General features: G+C 36.5%; 17 protein-coding genes, 1 other RNA gene and 2 pseudogenes. 12 read left to right on the top strand and 8 right to left on the bottom strand.

Annotated elements, in window-relative coordinates; translation table 11 throughout:
* The first annotated feature begins 23 nt into the window (after positions 1–23).
* From deoC to P3G65_RS06790, 4 genes are all read left to right on the top strand, one after another.
* Positions 24–686 carry a deoxyribose-phosphate aldolase gene (deoC, locus tag P3G65_RS06805; RefSeq protein WP_004256814.1) on the top strand — a complete coding sequence of 221 codons (663 nt, stop codon included), beginning with the start codon at positions 24–26 and terminating at the stop codon, positions 684–686.
* Complete coding sequence (locus P3G65_RS06800) at positions 673–1065, top strand: cytidine deaminase (RefSeq protein WP_004256817.1); 393 nt, start codon at positions 673–675, stop codon at positions 1063–1065. Before deoC ends, P3G65_RS06800 begins: the two co-directional genes overlap by 14 nt.
* Positions 1066–1236: 171 nt before the next feature.
* On the top strand, positions 1237–2289 hold the full coding sequence (locus tag P3G65_RS06795) for a BMP family protein (RefSeq protein WP_019292341.1): 1053 nt from the start codon (positions 1237–1239) through the stop codon (positions 2287–2289).
* Between the two features lie 90 nt (positions 2290–2379).
* Positions 2380–3087 (top strand): GntR family transcriptional regulator, encoded by a 708-nt coding sequence (locus P3G65_RS06790; protein ID WP_004256827.1) that lies wholly within the window; start codon positions 2380–2382, stop codon positions 3085–3087.
* A gap of 39 nt (positions 3088–3126) precedes the next feature.
* Here P3G65_RS06790 and P3G65_RS06785 read toward each other — a convergent pair whose 3' ends face one another.
* Together P3G65_RS06785 and P3G65_RS06780 are read right to left on the bottom strand one after the other, a co-directional pair.
* Complete coding sequence (locus P3G65_RS06785; protein ID WP_019292340.1) at positions 3127–4707, bottom strand: cell wall metabolism sensor histidine kinase WalK; 1581 nt, start codon at positions 4705–4707, stop codon at positions 3127–3129.
* Complete coding sequence (locus tag P3G65_RS06780) at positions 4676–5374, bottom strand: response regulator transcription factor (RefSeq protein WP_004256833.1); 699 nt, start codon at positions 5372–5374, stop codon at positions 4676–4678. Before P3G65_RS06780 ends, P3G65_RS06785 begins: the two co-directional genes overlap by 32 nt.
* 175 nt (positions 5375–5549) lie before the next feature.
* Between P3G65_RS06780 and P3G65_RS06775 the strand changes: the two genes are divergently transcribed.
* From P3G65_RS06775 to ssrA, 5 genes are all read left to right on the top strand, one after another.
* Positions 5550–5885: a putative DNA-binding protein gene (locus P3G65_RS06775; protein WP_004256834.1), complete on the top strand. Its 336-nt coding sequence runs from the start codon at positions 5550–5552 to the stop codon at positions 5883–5885.
* Between the two features lie 24 nt (positions 5886–5909).
* Positions 5910–6098, top strand: coding sequence for a PLDc N-terminal domain-containing protein (locus P3G65_RS06770; RefSeq protein ID WP_017370945.1), 189 nt, complete (start codon positions 5910–5912; stop codon positions 6096–6098).
* On the top strand, positions 6091–6978 hold the full coding sequence (locus P3G65_RS06765; protein WP_019292339.1) for an ABC transporter ATP-binding protein: 888 nt from the start codon (positions 6091–6093) through the stop codon (positions 6976–6978). The genes P3G65_RS06770 and P3G65_RS06765 overlap by 8 nt, the downstream gene beginning before the upstream one ends.
* Positions 6975–7724 (top strand): hypothetical protein, encoded by a 750-nt coding sequence (locus P3G65_RS06760; RefSeq protein ID WP_019292338.1) that lies wholly within the window; start codon positions 6975–6977, stop codon positions 7722–7724. The genes P3G65_RS06765 and P3G65_RS06760 overlap by 4 nt, the downstream gene beginning before the upstream one ends.
* A 45-nt stretch (positions 7725–7769) precedes the next feature.
* Positions 7770–8126: a transfer-messenger RNA gene (gene ssrA, locus P3G65_RS06755) on the top strand.
* A gap of 93 nt (positions 8127–8219) precedes the next feature.
* On the opposite strand, the gene P3G65_RS06750 is transcribed toward ssrA, so the two are convergent.
* The 3 genes from P3G65_RS06750 to P3G65_RS06740 all read right to left on the bottom strand — a co-directional run bounded on the left by P3G65_RS06750 (position 8220) and on the right by P3G65_RS06740 (position 10687).
* Entirely contained in the window at positions 8220–8378 is a 159-nt protein-coding gene (locus tag P3G65_RS06750; RefSeq protein ID WP_165706996.1) for a hypothetical protein, read from the bottom strand.
* A 105-nt stretch (positions 8379–8483) separates the two neighbouring features.
* Positions 8484–9023 (bottom strand): DUF1440 domain-containing protein, encoded by a 540-nt coding sequence (locus tag P3G65_RS06745; protein ID WP_019335905.1) that lies wholly within the window; start codon positions 9021–9023, stop codon positions 8484–8486.
* Between the two features lie 110 nt (positions 9024–9133).
* Complete coding sequence (locus P3G65_RS06740; RefSeq protein ID WP_284071134.1) at positions 9134–10687, bottom strand: glycosyltransferase family 39 protein; 1554 nt, start codon at positions 10685–10687, stop codon at positions 9134–9136.
* Between the two features lie 444 nt (positions 10688–11131).
* Here P3G65_RS06740 and P3G65_RS06735 point away from each other — a divergent pair, with 444 nt between their 5' ends.
* Positions 11132–11482, top strand: a complete 351-nt coding sequence (locus P3G65_RS06735) for a YxeA family protein (RefSeq protein ID WP_019292335.1) — start codon at positions 11132–11134, stop codon at positions 11480–11482.
* A gap of 193 nt (positions 11483–11675) precedes the next feature.
* Here P3G65_RS06735 and P3G65_RS06730 read toward each other — a convergent pair.
* Positions 11676–12833: pseudogene (locus tag P3G65_RS06730) on the bottom strand (IS3 family transposase).
* An 80-nt stretch (positions 12834–12913) separates the two neighbouring features.
* On the opposite strand from P3G65_RS06730, the pseudogene P3G65_RS06725 reads away from it, so the two are divergent.
* A pseudogene (locus P3G65_RS06725) lies at positions 12914–13204 on the top strand (YxeA family protein); the annotation flags it as partial.
* Between the two features lie 80 nt (positions 13205–13284).
* Here P3G65_RS06725 and P3G65_RS06720 read toward each other — a convergent pair.
* Complete coding sequence (locus P3G65_RS06720; RefSeq protein ID WP_019292580.1) at positions 13285–14028, bottom strand: hypothetical protein; 744 nt, start codon at positions 14026–14028, stop codon at positions 13285–13287.
* Between the two features lie 216 nt (positions 14029–14244).
* Between P3G65_RS06720 and P3G65_RS06715 the strand changes: the two genes are divergently transcribed.
* Positions 14245–15120 (top strand): cation diffusion facilitator family transporter, encoded by an 876-nt coding sequence (locus tag P3G65_RS06715; protein WP_019292579.1) that lies wholly within the window; start codon positions 14245–14247, stop codon positions 15118–15120.
* Between the two features lie 434 nt (positions 15121–15554).
* Here the strand turns inward: P3G65_RS06715 and P3G65_RS06710 are convergent, their stop codons facing one another.
* Complete coding sequence (locus P3G65_RS06710; RefSeq protein ID WP_019292578.1) at positions 15555–15992, bottom strand: DUF1398 family protein; 438 nt, start codon at positions 15990–15992, stop codon at positions 15555–15557.
* Between the last annotated feature and the right edge of the window lie 110 nt (positions 15993–16102).

The following is a 16102-nucleotide window of genomic DNA, read 5'->3' as shown; positions in this document are numbered from 1 at the left end:
AATAACTAGGAGAAGACCTAAAAATGAAAATCAATCAATACATTGACCACACAATCCTCAAAGCAGATGCAACACAAGAAAAAGTTCAAGCTATCATTGATGAAGCAAAAAAATACGAATTTGCTAGTGTGTGTATCAATCCAACTTGGGTAGCTTTTGCTGCTGAACAACTTAAAGATGAAGTTTCAAAAGTATGTACAGTTATCGGTTTCCCTCTCGGAGCAAATACTTCAGAAGTCAAAGCCTTTGAAGCCACAGATGCCATCAAAAAAGGTGCAGACGAAGTAGACATGGTGATTAATATTGGTGCAGCTAAAGACGGCAAATGGGACTTAGTGGAAAGTGATATTGCAGCAGTTAATGCCGTTAAGGATGGTCGTATCCTTAAAGTTATTATCGAAACAAGTCTTTTGACAGATGAAGAAAAAGTCAAAGCTTGTCAAGCTGCACAACGTGCGGGCGCTGATTTTGTTAAGACATCAACAGGCTTTTCAACAGCTGGTGCCAAAGTTGAAGATGTAAAATTGATGCGTGAAACCGTTGGACCAGATATGGGTGTCAAAGCTTCAGGTGGTATCCGTAATCTTGAAGATGCCAAAGCCATGATTGAAGCTGGCGCAAACCGCTTGGGCTGTTCTTCAGGTGTCGCTATCATGGAAGGTGAAACTGCCAATGCCAGCTACTAAAGAACTCATTGAAGCAGCACGCGAAGCAAGCAGTCATGCTTATGTCCCTTATTCCAATTTTCCTGTGGGTGCAGCGCTAGTCACTACGGATGGTAAAGTTTATCAAGGATGTAATATTGAGAATGCGAGCTTTGGCTTGAGCAATTGCGCAGAGAGAACAGCTATTTTTAAGGCTGTGTCCGAAGATCATTTGGAATTTTCAAGTCTGTATATTTATGGAGAAACGGCTGCTCCAATCAGTCCTTGTGGTGCATGCCGTCAAGTCGTATCTGAATTTTGTGAGGCTGATATGCCGGTTTATCTTCTTTCAAAAATGGGGGAAGTTAAAGAGACATCAGTGGGGCAATTGTTGCCTTATTCCTTTAAAGAACTGGAATAAAATTCTAAAATTGACAGAAAAAAAGCTATTTCCGAACAAAGATGTAGATAAATGCTACATCTTTCTTTTTGACTTGAATTAATATGCAAAATATCTTAAAATAAACTTATACATAAAAACTCTTACTTGCGAGAGTTTTAAAAATTTTTAAATTTGGAGGAAAACGTTTCCATGAATAAACGTATTTTCGCAGTTGGTGCTCTTGCACTTGCATCAGTAGCAGTTCTGGCAGGATGCCGTGGACGTGACGCAGCTTCAGGTGGTGAAGCCAAAACAGATCTCAATGTAGCGATGATTACCGATACTGGTGGTGTTGATGACCGTTCATTCAACCAATCAGCTTGGGAAGGTTTGCAAGCATGGGGTAAAGAAAACAACCTTTCAAGAGGTAAAGGTATCAACTATTTCCAATCTAACTCAGCTTCTGACTACACAGCGAACTTCAACTCAGCTGTATCTGGTGGATATGACTTAGTTTTCGGTATTGGATTCGGCCTCCAAGAAGCAACTTCACAAGCTGCTAAAAATAATCCAGACACTAAATTTGCAATTATTGACTCTGTGATTGAAAATCAAGAAAACGTTGTTTCAGCAACATTTGCTGACCAAGAATCAGCTTATCTTGCCGGTGTTGCAGCAGCCAAAACGACAAAAACTGACCATGTTGGATTCATCGGAGGGATTGCATCAGATATCATCACAGCCTTCCAAGTTGGTTTCCAAGAAGGTGTTAAATCTGTTAATCCAAACATCAAAGTAGATGTGCAATATGCAGGTTCATTTAGCGATGCAGGTAAAGGGAAAACCATCGCTTCAGCAATGTACTCTGGCGGCGCAGATATTATCTATCAAGCAGCTGGTGGTGTAGGTACTGGTGTATTCACAGAAGCACGTGTCCTTAACGAAACAAAGAACGAAGCAGACAAAGTTTGGGTTATCGGTGTAGACCGTGACCAAGAATCTGAAGGTGACTTTAAATCTAAAGATGGTAAAGAATCTAACTTCGTCTTAGCTTCTACACTTAAAGAAGTAGGTAATGTTGTCAAAGACGTTTCAAACAAAACTAAAGACAACAAATTCCCTGGTGGTGAAATTCTTAAGTACGACTTGAAAAACTCAGGTGTAGCTCTCGCACGTAACAATACTTCCGATGAAGCATGGAAAGCTGTTGAAACTGCTAAAGAAAAAATCATCAATGGTGAGATCACAGTCCCTGCAAAATAATTATACCAATTATATAAATCAGCTATTATAGCTGGTTTTTTATTTGAAATTGGTATATAATAATAAAAAAACAAGGCAGAGGGAGACACCATGCAAAGAAGCAATGTTCCAAATTATATAAGAATTCATGATGCAATCAAAGAAGAAGTTGAAAAAGCAGTTTGGAAGATTGGTGAACGGCTGCCGAGTGAACGAGATTTAGCTGAGCGCTTTGGCGTAAGTCGGATGACTGCGCGGCAAGCAGTAACATCGCTTGTCGAGGAAGGAATCTTGGAACGCCGTGTGGGGAGTGGGACGTATGTTGCTAGTCGTCGGGTGCGCGAAAAGATGCGGGGTACAACCTCCTTTACAGAAATTATTACTGCACAGGGAAAAACACCGTCAACTGAAGTTTTAAGTTACCTCAAAACTTTGCCTAACGAAGTCGAGTGCGAGAAGCTGGAAATTTCGAAAGAACAAACGATTATCCGGATGGAACGTGTGCGCTATGCAGATCAAGTCCCCATCTGTTATGAAGTTGCAAGTATTCCTTATGATGTGGTAAAATCTTTTGAAAAGAAAAATATTACCTCTAACTTTTTTAACACACTGACACAAGCAGGCTATGAAATTGAGCGTAGTCAGCAGATTATTTCCGCTAAAAAAGTCAGTACCGAAGTTGCTGAATATCTTAAGATTAAGTCAGGCGATGCTATTTTAGGACTTACCCAAATTTCTTATTTGGCCGATGGTCGCGCATTTGAGTACGTCCTGTCTCAGTATGTTGGAGATCGATTTGAGTTTTATTTGGAACGTTAAAAAGAAAAAAGACTCTCTTTATAGAAGTCTTTTTTCTTTTTATAAAGTAACAGTAAATGTCGTTCCTTTACCCGGAACGCTGATTACCTCGATGTGTCCTTGAAGTTCTCGGACGTTTTTGTCCACGATAGACAAGCCTAGACCAGTTCCTGTGACTTGGGTACGGCTTTCATCTACACGGTAGAAACGTTCAAAAATACGTGATTTTTCAATTTCTGTTAAACCAGGACCGTTATCTGTGACGGTGAAAACAACTTTTTTCTTGTTTTGATGGAGGCCAACGTAGATTTTTCCATGATCATCCGTGTATTTAATCGCATTTTCAATTAAATTTTCAAAAATGCTATGCACCATCTGACGGTTGGTAACTTGAGAGATGGGAGCAATATCTGTCTGAAGTGACAAGTGCTTTTCATCAAGCAAGGGTTGTGAAGTGTTTAAAATCTCCTCGACAAGTGTGGCAAGATTAATTTTCTTCTTGTCGATATGAATATTTTGTTTGGTTAAAAGAAGCGTGTCTTGAACGAGTGCAATCAAGCGTGAGCTTTCTTTACTGATAATGTGGGAAAACTCATGACGGTCTGCTTCAGAAAGTGTGTCATCTTTCAGTAACTCAGCAAATCCTTTAATTGAAGTTAAAGGTGTCTTCAGTTCGTGACTGACATTAGCAATCAGTTCATTATGGGCATTTAGTGTTCGCTTAAATGCTGTTATATCAAGTAAAGTGACTAAGAAGCGGTTGTCCAAGTCTGGTAAAGGTGAGATACGTACTTGATAATAAGCATTAATGTTCTCAAAGTAAAAGTTCTTCTCTTGTGTGGTCGGATTAAGCATCTTATCCACTAAGAAACTCAAAAAGTCAGCATAAGGGCTGAAAATATCAAGGTTGTGTGTATCCGCAAATTCATTTTTAAACGAAGCGTTTGTTTTACGAATTTTTCCTTTAGCATTGTAAATGAAAATAGGAAATTGGAACAGTTCAATGAATTCGTAAATATTCTCTTTCTTTTCACTGTGCGATAAAATTTGATTTTGGATGTATTCGCCCAGAGAATTTAGCGCTAGAGTTACTTTATCATCGTTTTCGCTCATCAAATAACTTTGCGTGAGAGGGCTACGCTCGATGTTTTTGATTTTAGCGACAATATCTTGAGTGAAAAGATAATTACGTCTGGCATGAACAAAAACGTAAGAAGCACAGGCAAGGTAAACAATCAAAGCAAAGCCACCGACCATCATGTTGGTAAACCAAGGTGAAGTGCGACTGTCTTCAGCGTGAAGGTAACCTGTTATCACACCGTCAACACGGATAGGGCTTGTAATTTCAATAGAGTGACGGCTAACAGATTGTGCATAGTCTGCGCCCTCTTCAATCTTTGCGGTTTCTTGGTTGTGTGTACCTGCAGGAAGATACTGAAACTTGTTAGGAAGCGCAGAATTTGGATTTTCTGCGAGGAGCGTTTTCGTAGTATCAATGGTGTGCAAGACACGATTGGTATCTGTTTTTAGAATCTGAATGTTGAGAAAAACAAGCAGAATCACAGTCGCAACAAGATAAATGATTGTCGAGAGGACAATATTTTTTAGCTTAATCTTTTTCATCAGAGAAGTAGTACCCAAATCCTCGTTTTGTTTTTATAAATTGATTGTCTAACTTTTTACGAATTTTGCTGATTAAAACATCAATAGTTCGCGTTTCGGCAGCGGAAGAAATCCCCCAAAAGTGCTGCAGCAATTCTTCACGCGAAATCACATCGCCTGAGCGCTCAATTAAAAGTTCTAAAATTTCAAATTCACGTTTAGTTAGCTCTAAAGGTTGTCCATCAAAGATACAAACTTTTTTAGTGAAATCAAGCTCCAATCGGTCAAATTTAATACCAGATTTTTCCGCGGATTTTTCGTTTTCAATCGTTTTATTATAGTGCTGGTGGCGTCGAATGAGCGCATTTACTCGGACAATAATTTCTTTCATAGGTGTTGCTTTGTCCAAGTATTCATCTGAACCTGAATTAAGACCAGTCAGTTTCATTTCTTCGTCATCACGCGCAGTGAGTATCAAAATAGGTGTGAAATTTTGCTTTTTTCGCAAAATTTCCGTTACTTCAATACCAGAGAGTTCGGGCATCATTAAATCCAGCAAAATTAAATCGTAATGATTTCTCTTAGCCTTATCCAGAGCTTGTTTGCCATCACTGACAGTTGTAACTTCAAAATCGCTCTGTCTAAAATTATAAGAAAGTAAGGTTAAAATCGAACGATCATCATCCGCAATTAAAATCTTTTTCATTCCTCTATTATAACAAGCTTTTATCTGAAAACAAAGCCTAAAATCTGGAAAGATGTCCTTATGATTATAACGATAATTATGATAAAATTATAAAAGATAACGGACAATTAAGTTATGAATAAGGATGAAAACAAAGATTAAAAAATCAGTTGTTTTCTTAGAATATTAGGAAATTATGGAAATCGAAAAAACAAATCGTATGAACACCTTGTTTGAGTTCTATGCGACACTTTTGACGGACAAACAGATGAATTATATTGAACTTTACTATGCGGATAATTATAGCTTAGCTGAGATTGCTGAGGAATTTAATGTTAGTCGTCAAGCTGTATATGATAATATTAAGCGGACAGAAAAAGTATTAGAAGGCTATGAGGAGAAGTTGCATCTTTTTTCTAATTATGTGGTGCGCAACCAGTTGATCGATGAGCTTTTAGCAGAATACGCATCTGATCAACACTTAACAACACAATTGCGTGAAATTCAAAAAATTGATGAAGATGAATTTTAAAAGGTAAAGAATGGAGTGTACAAAATGGATATCCGTATCATTGTTCCATTGATTCTACTGGCTTGTCTCTATTTAGGGGCTTGCTTTTACAGTATTTTTAAAAGTGCGCATGTTAAACACCTGCCAAAATGGGCTTGGGCCCTTGTCTGTATCATTTCGATTCCCTTAGGCGGAATTCTTTATTTTATTGTAGGAAGGGACACATATGAATAAAATCATTGAAATAGAAGACTTGACGGTTTCTTTCGGCAATTTTGATGCTTTAAAAAACGTGACGTGCTCAATCAGTGCAGATCCAGGTATCATTGGCTTGATTGGCCCTAATGGTGCAGGAAAGACAACCTTAATTCATGCGATTTTAGGACAACATAAAGCGAGTCAGGGTGAAATTAAGCTTGCTAATCAAGCTTTGGCCTATTGTCCGGACACACCTGAATTTCCTGCCTACCTTACCGCAACAGAGGTATTACAACAAAGTTGCGCCTTGAACGAAAAAGCAGAAGAGCCTCAACAAATTGAGGCAACCCTCGAAAAAGTCGGTTTGTCAGAGTATCCCAATAAGAAAGTTGGTGGCTATTCACGGGGGATGAAGCAACGTTTGGGAATTGCAGTCGCGCTCTTACTTGATCCAATTTTGATATTTCTAGACGAACCAACAAGTGCTCTAGATCCTATTGGTCGCATTGAGATTTTGCAACTGATTACTAAAGTATCACAGGAAAAAACGGTGGTTGTTTCCAGTCATCTTCTCGCAGATATTGAAAACATTGCCGATCGCCTCCTTGTTTTAAATCATGGCGAACTTATTTTTCAAGGCACACTTTATCAGTTCATTGAAAGCAGCCAGTTGGACGAGTTTGCAGAACTAGAGATTAAAAGTGAGCAAGTCAAACAGGAAGTCATGGATATTCTTCAGGTAAATGATATTGAATTCTATCCTGAAATTACGGGGAAATTGATGATTAAGAGTGAATATACAGAGAAACTGTTACAAATTTTCCCGGATATTGGGCAAAAAATAAGTACTTATCGTGCTACAAGCAACAGTCTTGAGATGGCTTTTGAGCGTGCAATTACAGGAGGAGAACAGTGAGAAGATTAATTCTTTTGGAAATGAAAATGTGGTGGCGCAATAGCCGTCTCCTCATTCTTTTCTTTTTATTTGCTTTTTTTGGCATTACCTCACCCGTTTTGATTTATTATATGAAGGAATTTCTTGCAACTTTTGGAGGGACAGAAGGGACGATTATTCTCATGCCAGACCCCAATTGGAAAGCTTTGATGGAGTCGTATTTTAGTAATATTTCTCAGATTGGCCTTTTTGTTTTGGTTTACTTTACTGCGGATACTTTTAAGTTGAAAAAGGAGAGTTCACTCGGGCTTTATTATTCAACCGTAGCCCGAAATTCGATTATCCTATGGACGCCTAAGCTTTTCCTTGCCTTTTTAGTCACTCTAGTGAGTAACTTGGTAGGTGTGGCAAGTGCCACATATGTAACCTGGGTTTTCTTTCCTGAAATTGAGTTGAGCAGGGTACTCTCGTCGAGTTTGGTTCAAAACCTAGCTCTACTTACCTTGGTCATATTTGGCAGTGCTGTTACTGTTTGGACACGGAAGGCGTTTCTAGCAGTTGTTTCTACAATTGTACTGATGGTAGTGAGTTCGATCATTCAGACACTGAGTGATATTTCCGAATGGTTGCCCCTCAGTTTGCTTTCTCCAATCAACGTGTTAAATGCGCCAGGCCAAGTTAATTTAGTCACTGTTGGCATTTGTGTTGGCATTATAGTCCTTTCGATTATGGCCATTTTAGTACGACCATTGCGCGTGAAATATTAGGTGACTTGTGCTATAATTAATGTCTGGAAGTTATTCCACCGTAACGGGGGCGTTACGGATTCGACAGGCATTGTCGCGCATGAACTGCAACTGGTGGTGATGTCACCTAAATCCATCGCAGATAAATATAACTGCTAAAAATAACACTTCTTACGCACTCGCTGCCTAAACACCAGCTTGCGTAGCTGATGATCGTTCGCCGATGGCGGCCTGAAGCTCTAAACCTCAGTCGGATACGTTTTTATGGTGGCTTTACATAAAAAAAGAGATTTTAAAGCACCGCAAATTTCTACTGTTTGAGACTGGCTTTGGAAATTTGTTAAACTAGAGAAAGTCCTATGGTTGTAGACGTTGATGTAGCAAGGTGTCTGGACAGGGGTTCAACTCCCCTCGCCTCCATATACCAGTTTATATAGATTCTTATAGACTAGAAAACCGCTTTATTGAGCGGTTTTTTCATACAAAAAAAGCGCCCATTCAAATAGGCGCTGTCAGTTATGCTATCGTTTCTAAATTATACACGGCTTCTTCAATGGTGTTGCCGATACTACTTAATGAAGAAGTAGGGTCTACCAGAGAAGCTTTAAATAAATTCGTTGAAGTATCTAGAGATACTGTGTATTTGAAGTTTTTAGTGTTATTAGTGAATGTCATATGCATTCCCCTTTCTTGTTTCTATTCGAAAGGACACTATAACGAATATAACGAAATTCTATTTTTATTGTAGCACAATAAACTTAAAACACAAATTTAATTTACTTAAATGTTCGTTAAAATTCCACTGCTATCTTTTGATATTAAATAATAAAGACAGGCAGCAATCGACCAGGCCCAAACGATATGTCCAAAGAACTCTGAGAAGTGTTCAGCAAACGGCTGTTTCCAAGGTGCAGGAATGGTTTTCATAACAGGCAATAAAACGATGTGCCAGATGAACCAGATGATGATTCCATAAGCAGCTCCTTGCCAAAGGGCAATGCAGGGCCAATATTGTGCAATAAAAATAAATAATGAAGCAAAGAATATGGAAAAACTAAAATGTAAGATTAAAGAAAACCAATATACTTTTTGATCACGTGAATATAAAACATAAGCATGCGTAAGTGAAGAGGGTACTCCAAATTGCTCCAACATACGCTGGGGTGGATTCGTGGCATTTCTTTCAGAAGTTCTTGGTGGTAGAATTGCTTCCCAACCAATCTTAACCATTCCAGAAATCATGCCTGAAATAAAGCCATACCAGATACTTAGAAAAATTATTTCTTGAAGAGAAGCGCTAGGGATAGTGAATGAAAACATAGAATAACTCCTTTTATTGTAATTTATATTTTAACAAAAAAACTTTGCAAGATTGTGTGTTAAAACTTTATAAATAAAACTCCTACACCGTAGGAGTTTTGTTTGCTTTTTTATCCGTTCTTTAAATCTTGAGAGGCAAATTTTGAATGATAGCCATAAGCTGCTAAGATAACGAATACAGGCAAGGCTTGAATAAGATAGCGACTTCTCCCACCTTCAAAGAGAAGCAAGAAGAGCATAAGCCCAATCATAGATAAGAGTAACCACATAACTTTAAAATCATATTTTGATTTTAAAGTTGAAAGTAAAATCCCAAAAATCACAATAATATAGATGATTTGAGCAAAGAATCTGTAGAAAAAAGTATTTTTTCCATTGGCATAACCTTTACCATTGCTATCAGTATAAATAAAGCTTCTTAAAAACTTTCCGAAGTTTGAATGAATAAAAGGTGAGAGTTTTTCGCTTGGATTGAGATTAGGTGTGACAAGAAAACCAGTTTTACCTGCACCGTCTGCGCCCCAAGCATAGGCACCATCACGGACAGTTTTACAATACTTTCCATATAGGAATTTGACATATCCTAGAGTTCCTAATTCTTTTAGTCTTTGCTTGAAGACCTCAATATTTACCTCTTTCTTTTCCTTAGCAGTTTTGGCTGATCTGGTAAGTCGCACGTCAGGTACATTATACATGCCATTTTTAGAGATACCTAACATCAAAAAATGAGTCATAGGAAACGCTTTATTTTTATCAAATTGAACATAGTTTTGATTGTTTTTATAAAGTGTAAAAGGCATTGCAAACACTAAAGCACCAATAATAAAGACTAAAAAGGAGATAAAGAAAGGTTTGAGTTTTCTTAGCTTAAGCATAGAAATTAAAAAGTATGCTATCACAAAAATAATTGCAGAGGGCTTCAGATAGTAAGCTATGGAGCTGAAAAAACCAGCAGAGAGTAAAGATATAAGTCTGTAGTGAGCGGAAATATTGTCTTGACTCCATTGTGTCAAAAAGAAGATACCTAAACTGACAAAGGGTAACACAAAAGTATCACTGTATGTGTTTAAAAACCAAGGACTAAAACCGAGTGTTGCTATAAAAAGTAAGATACTGTATCGAGCGGTTTGTTTATCGAAAAGATGCTTTGCTGTAAAATATGACATTGCTATAGAAAAATCTATTGCGATGATATTTAAAATTTGTAAAAGAGTTAGACTATGAACAACTCTCATAAATAAGAAAAGTAAAAAGTTATTAGGATAGTTCTGCAGATAGATCCACTTCTGAGAATTTATATCGCCCATAGCAGCATGATAGACTCCATAAACATCGTATCCTGAGAGTCCAGAAGCAAATAAAAGGGTAACTATTTGAAAGAGAACCATAATCCCAAATACTGCGACAATATTGTTACCTAAAAATCTTATAACAGATGATAACCAATCTTTTAATTTATCGCGATTCAGATAAGATACGATCAATGCTATTAAACTAAGGATGAAGATATAAGCTCCATTTTTTGAATAAATTTGCTCTAAAGAAAAATTTTCTGAACGAATAGCACTGAAAAGCCAAAAAGAACTCAAGAGAAAGGCTACTACAAATAGTGCTTCATATAGAAAAATTTTTTTAGTGATTGCTTTTTTGGAATTCTTTATCAAGAATGCTTACTCCTCTAAGTGTAGTGGCCCTGAAGTTAAAGTGAATAAAAATTTTTTCTTCTAGATAAAAAGAAATATATTTTCTGTCTATTTAATTTGGGGCTTTTATACCTGTATTATAGATAAAAAACACTGATTATGCAATTTTTTATACAACTAAAGTTGCATATTTTTGATAATTTTTAAAAAATATTTTCTAAAATAAAGACACTAAAGAGGGCTAATTATATAGAAGAAATAATGACAGAATCTTAAATAAAATCAGGAGTTTGGGAGGGCGAATTCGCCCTGTTCCAATAAAGCTCAGAATAAGAAAGAGTTAACGCAGTCCAAATATTAAGAAGACTCAAGCTTGATTATTACAATAATGTAAGAATATTTTAGACAAATTCGGAGTAAAATAATGCTAACAACTTAATGTTGTGTGTTGAATGGAAAAATAAAATGAAAAAAATATTGTTTGGTTTTTTAGGCGTGCTCTTAATTTTAGATATTGGCTTTTTTTGGAAAAATATTAGCTATACACAAACGATTTACTTTGCCCATGTGCAAGGGAAGGTAAATACGAAAATACTTAAGAACACGGATGGGACTTTAGACGGTCAATATAATTATACGGTAAGGGGAGTCAGTTCTAGAGGAGATGTTAGAGAGCTTCATCTTAAAACAGATCATCAAATACATGTGGGAACTTATCTGGAAATTCATGCGGCCAATAAAAAGGATGCAAACAGCTGGAAAACAAGGCAAGAGTATGAAATCCCTCGAACAGCACTAAATAAGCTTGAGGAATAGTGGATTTTTCACATTTAATGAAGAGTGAAAATTACTTTCTTAAGAAAATGTAAGTTATAACAGTAAAAATAACAGTAAAATAGTTTTATAGAAGAAAAATAAATGAGGTATGAAATATGAAAAAAGTATTAGTGGGAATTGTGGCACTTGTATTGATTGTTGTCGGTGGAGGTTATGGACTAATGTCAAATATTTAGACACAAAATGAGCTATATTTTCTTAAAATAGTTTTCTTCTTTCTGATTTGGAGTTAAACCATTGTTTGCGGAATGAGGATTATAGTTGTTATAAAACTGTTCGATGTATTCAAAGCAAGAGAGTTGAACTTCTTGAATGGAGTGATAAGTTCTTCTGTTTATTTCCCGTTGTTTGAGGTACTTGAAAAAGGCCTCAGTGACAGCATTATCATAAGGATATCCAGGTTTGGAGTAAGAAGCAAGCAATTGATGCTCATCTAATATTTTTCTAAAGGAAGCTGATTTAAATTGGCTACCTTGATCCGAATGAAAAATGATTGGTTCCTTAGGCTTCCTCTTATTTATAGCCATCCCTAATGTGTCACAGGCAAGTTTAGCATCAATCCTGTCACTTACTTTCCAAGCAATACATTTTCTAGAGTAGAGGTCAAGGATGGCGCAGAGATAAACATGCCGTCTATGTCCTATAGAAATATAAGTGAAATCAGTTGTCCATACTTGATTCGGGGACTTAGGATTAAATTCTTGTTTAAGGAGATTATCAGAAGAAAATGCAGGAGAGTGTTTTGATTTAACTCTAGGTTTAATCGTTGACATTTTAGGGAGTGTCATAGACTTGAGAAGTCTTAAGATACGCCCCTCAGAAATATTAACGCCATAATCACGCAGGAGAATAATTTTAAAAGCTCTCGTTCCAATTCTTTTCTTGGCTTTCATATAAATCTCAAGGAGTAATTTTCTCAAGCGTTGATTTTCTATTTCACGTTTTGAGGGCTTCTTGTTTATGAAGTTATAGTAGGTGGAACGATTGACATGTAAAACACGACAGAGCATAACTGTCGTGTGTTCAAATCGGAGTCTATAGACTGCTTTTAATCTCACTTGGAGTTTTGCATGAATATGGCACTTGCTTTTTTTAAGATAAGATTTTCTTCTTCGAGTTGGGCATTCCTTTTTTGTAATTCTTGAATCTGTTTAGCAGTCAAGACCGTATTATCTTCAAGACGAACTTGAGAGTACTGGTTGATCCATTTTGCAAGTGCAGAAGGGGAGACACCATAGTCTTTACAGAGTTCGGATTGAGTTTTACCTGTTTGGTAGAGATTAACGAGAGATTGCTTAAATTCCTCGTCGTAACGTTTAAAACCTGACATAAAAGTCCTTTCATTTTTGTGTCTTAATAGACAGATTATAACACACAATTTTCTGTCCACTTTTATAGTATAGCTCCAGTTATGCTTGGTATCATACAGCATATGGTGGCGACAGTTACTACGTGCATATACAAGAAGATGGTGTTGCTAAAAAAGAAAAAGACGATTCAGGGTAAGAATTTACGAGGTACTATTATACGCTGACCGGCTATGATGAAAAGGGAGAAGCAAAAGAAATGAACTTCACTGGAGATCATAATCTTAGACACGATGCTTATTTAAGACTCGTATATAACGATAAGAAGGGAGTCACGAGCTGGGAAGAAGTCCAGAAGCAAGATGTTCCTCAAAAAGCACTGAATAAAATCTAGAAAATATACTTATAAAAAAATCTACGTATATATAACGTAGATTTTTTGAATTTATAATATAGAAATAATTCGACAAGGGGTTATTCGGCCTTGGGATACGTATTTGTTGCTACGTCATAAGTAACAAGGTAAATGGTGCCATCAGGTAAAACTTTGTATAAACCAACGGTTCCGCTTCCACCATTTGCTCGCATTTCTTTTGAAAAAACTTGGATTACAAAAGAATCTTGCGTGTTCACAGCATCAAAATAAAAATCCTCTGGATTGGAAAGATAGCTTTTAAAATAATTAAGTACAGTATCCTTAGTAAAATTATTGCTGTCAAGTTGGGCTGCTAAAGTAAAATCAGAAGAAGTACCAGCATTATCTGTAATCTGAATTGCTTCAATCTTATCTGCTGTTGCATTAAAGTTGATCTCTACTTGTCCTTGATTAAAAAGATAAATTTGGTTAAAGGGTTGATTTTCAGTCTTAGATTTAAAAGTACTTTCATTGATAATGACAGAGCCAATATCTTTTCCGGTATGAGAATAATATTCAATATGGTCTTTTGTGATAATTAGAATATCGTTGCTGCTGTTTTTATAGAGTCCATGAAAGTTTGAATAGTCTCCTTTGGAAAACTGTTCTAAAGCTACAGGATAACTTTTTGGCTGTTCACTTGATGCGACAGTATCCTGAGAAGAACTAGGGGCAGATGTTGAGGAGGAAGTGTGAGTACTTGACTGCTTATCTTGAGCAAAATTGGCAGTGTTCTCTTTTTTATCCGCTCCGCAACCAACAAGTAAAAGTAGTGGAATAAATGCTAATATAATTTTTTTCATAAATTAATCTCCTAATTATAGTATACCATAGATGAAAAGAGTACGCTTTCTTTTACTGTAAGAAAGTCATTTAATAGAAGAAAAGTAGAAATAGAGGAGCAATTCAAACAATAATGTTCTAATTTCGCTTGATTAAATAAAAACAACATTTCATTTTGTTTTTACAATCGTCGATGATACAATAGAAAGGTTACTTTTTTTCAGAAGGAGAAGGATATGGAAAATAAGAGATACAAAGAACTGAAAATCGCTGAAAAAGGCGCGTGGATTAGTATTTCAGCATATATCATTTTAGCCTTTACAAAGATATTTATGGGAATATTTGCAAACTCGGAGGCCTTGCGTGCGGATGGCTTGAACAACTTTACAGATGTGATTGCCTCAATTTCCGTACTTATAGGACTGAAACTTGCCCGAAAACCAAAGGATGATGATCATCGTTATGGGCATTGGAAATTTGAGAATATTGCGAGCATGATTACGTCTTTTATCATGCTTATGGTTGGGCTCGAAGTTTTATATTCTTCTTTTGAAAAGATTGTAAATAATTCTTTTACACCACCAAATCCCTTATCTGCGTTAGTCGGTATCGGCTCTGCTTTGATCATGGTGGCTGTGTATATCTATAACAGCAGATTAGCGAAAAAAGTTAATTCGCAAGCCTTGATGGCAGCAGCAAAGGATAATTTAAGTGATGCTTATACATCAATTGGTGCGGCTGTAGCAATCGCCGCTTCTTATCTTCACTTTTATATTTTAGACACGATAGCTGCTTTTATTATTGGTATTATTATTATCAAAACGGCTATTGATATTTTCAGAGAGAGTAGTTTTACGTTATCGGATGGTTTTCCTGAAGAAGATTTGGAAAAGTATAAGAATTATATTTTAGAAATTCCTGGTGTGAGAGGTGTCCCTTTTCTTAGAGGAAGAACTTATGGTGCCAATATTTTTCTAGACATCGTCATCTATGTGGATGCTCAACTTTCGGTTGCGGAAAGTCACTTGATTACTGAAGAAATAGAGCAGCAGCTGTCCGAAAAGTTTGAAGTTTTTGATGTCGACGTCCATGTTGAACCCTTTTCCGACTAAAAAAGTACCGGTCATTTTCCGGTACTTTTTATTGCTTACATGATAGGTAAGAGAGAAGTGAACATCATCATTCCAAAAGAAATAATGATGAAAAGTGCAATTGCTACTTTAATAATTGAGGTAAATAAAATTTTAACCATTCCTTAATTCTATCAAAAAGAAAGAAGATAAGCAAAAGAAGATTAGAACTTTTTAAGCAATAAAGGCCAGCATTTTTGTGCCTATATAAATAAGAAGAAAGAGGCATACTGCCAAAATAAGCAATGCTTGAATTAATGCTTTAAAATAAATTTTTAACATAGATGAATTTTAACAAAAATGGCAAGGAGAAGCAAAACTTCTGTGATAATAGTTTATCTTATGAAGAGATAAAATATATCATGCGCTGCACACTCCCTAATTAAAAAGACCTTGATATTTCAAAGTCTTTTTAATTAGGGAAGAAAAGATTCGGTAGATGAAACATCAATAGCAACACTGGGGTAGCTTTCTTGATAAACTTGGTCAAATGCTCCAAAATAACTCATCTGCCGTGTAGTGAAATCCACCTCATATCGGATGACTCCCGCTTTCCAAAGCGACGCCAAGAATTCAGGGAAGGAAATTTTACCGGCTTGATTTGCACGAATGTTTTGGACCAGAGCAATTTGATCAAAATCTGGGCAAGGCCCAACACGCCCGATTAAAGGGTTTCCTGGGTTTACGAGTGAGCCCGTTTCCGAAAAATAAAAACTGTCTCCAGAAGGAAGATGCCATATATTTTTTACAATTCCTTCCTGTCTTAAACATTCGGCCAGATAGGGGAAGCCCTTAGATTCAGCACCGACATGGTTTGCTTTGAGCATCGCTCTTTGAATATTTTTTGAAATCATGTGTACAATCTCTTTTCTATTCAGATATCTATGATGCCATTAAATCATAATTTAGGGAAGAAGTAAATCTTTGAGGATATATTTGGGGGAGGAAAATTAGCTTTTTGAGT

The organism is Lactococcus sp. bn62, assembly GCF_029492705.2.
GTDB lineage: Bacteria > Bacillota > Bacilli > Lactobacillales > Streptococcaceae > Lactococcus > Lactococcus petauri.
This window is presented reverse-complemented; position numbering and strand designations above follow the sequence as displayed.

Coding starts and splice junctions, on each gene's coding strand:
- deoC (WP_004256814.1), top strand. CDS start 24: ATGAAAATCAATCAATACATTGACCACACAATCCTCAAAGCAGATGCA.
- P3G65_RS06800 (WP_004256817.1), top strand. CDS start 673: ATGCCAGCTACTAAAGAACTCATTGAAGCAGCACGCGAAGCAAGCAGT.
- P3G65_RS06795 (WP_019292341.1), top strand. CDS start 1,237: ATGAATAAACGTATTTTCGCAGTTGGTGCTCTTGCACTTGCATCAGTA.
- P3G65_RS06790 (WP_004256827.1), top strand. CDS start 2,380: ATGCAAAGAAGCAATGTTCCAAATTATATAAGAATTCATGATGCAATC.
- P3G65_RS06780 (WP_004256833.1), bottom strand. CDS start 5,374: ATGAAAAAGATTTTAATTGCGGATGATGATCGTTCGATTTTAACCTTA.
- P3G65_RS06775 (WP_004256834.1), top strand. CDS start 5,550: ATGGAAATCGAAAAAACAAATCGTATGAACACCTTGTTTGAGTTCTAT.
- P3G65_RS06770 (WP_017370945.1), top strand. CDS start 5,910: ATGGATATCCGTATCATTGTTCCATTGATTCTACTGGCTTGTCTCTAT.
- P3G65_RS06765 (WP_019292339.1), top strand. CDS start 6,091: ATGAATAAAATCATTGAAATAGAAGACTTGACGGTTTCTTTCGGCAAT.
- P3G65_RS06750 (WP_165706996.1), bottom strand. CDS start 8,378: ATGACATTCACTAATAACACTAAAAACTTCAAATACACAGTATCTCTA.
- P3G65_RS06745 (WP_019335905.1), bottom strand. CDS start 9,023: ATGTTTTCATTCACTATCCCTAGCGCTTCTCTTCAAGAAATAATTTTT.
- P3G65_RS06735 (WP_019292335.1), top strand. CDS start 11,132: ATGAAAAAAATATTGTTTGGTTTTTTAGGCGTGCTCTTAATTTTAGAT.
- P3G65_RS06720 (WP_019292580.1), bottom strand. CDS start 14,028: ATGAAAAAAATTATATTAGCATTTATTCCACTACTTTTACTTGTTGGT.
- P3G65_RS06715 (WP_019292579.1), top strand. CDS start 14,245: ATGGAAAATAAGAGATACAAAGAACTGAAAATCGCTGAAAAAGGCGCG.
- P3G65_RS06710 (WP_019292578.1), bottom strand. CDS start 15,992: ATGATTTCAAAAAATATTCAAAGAGCGATGCTCAAAGCAAACCATGTC.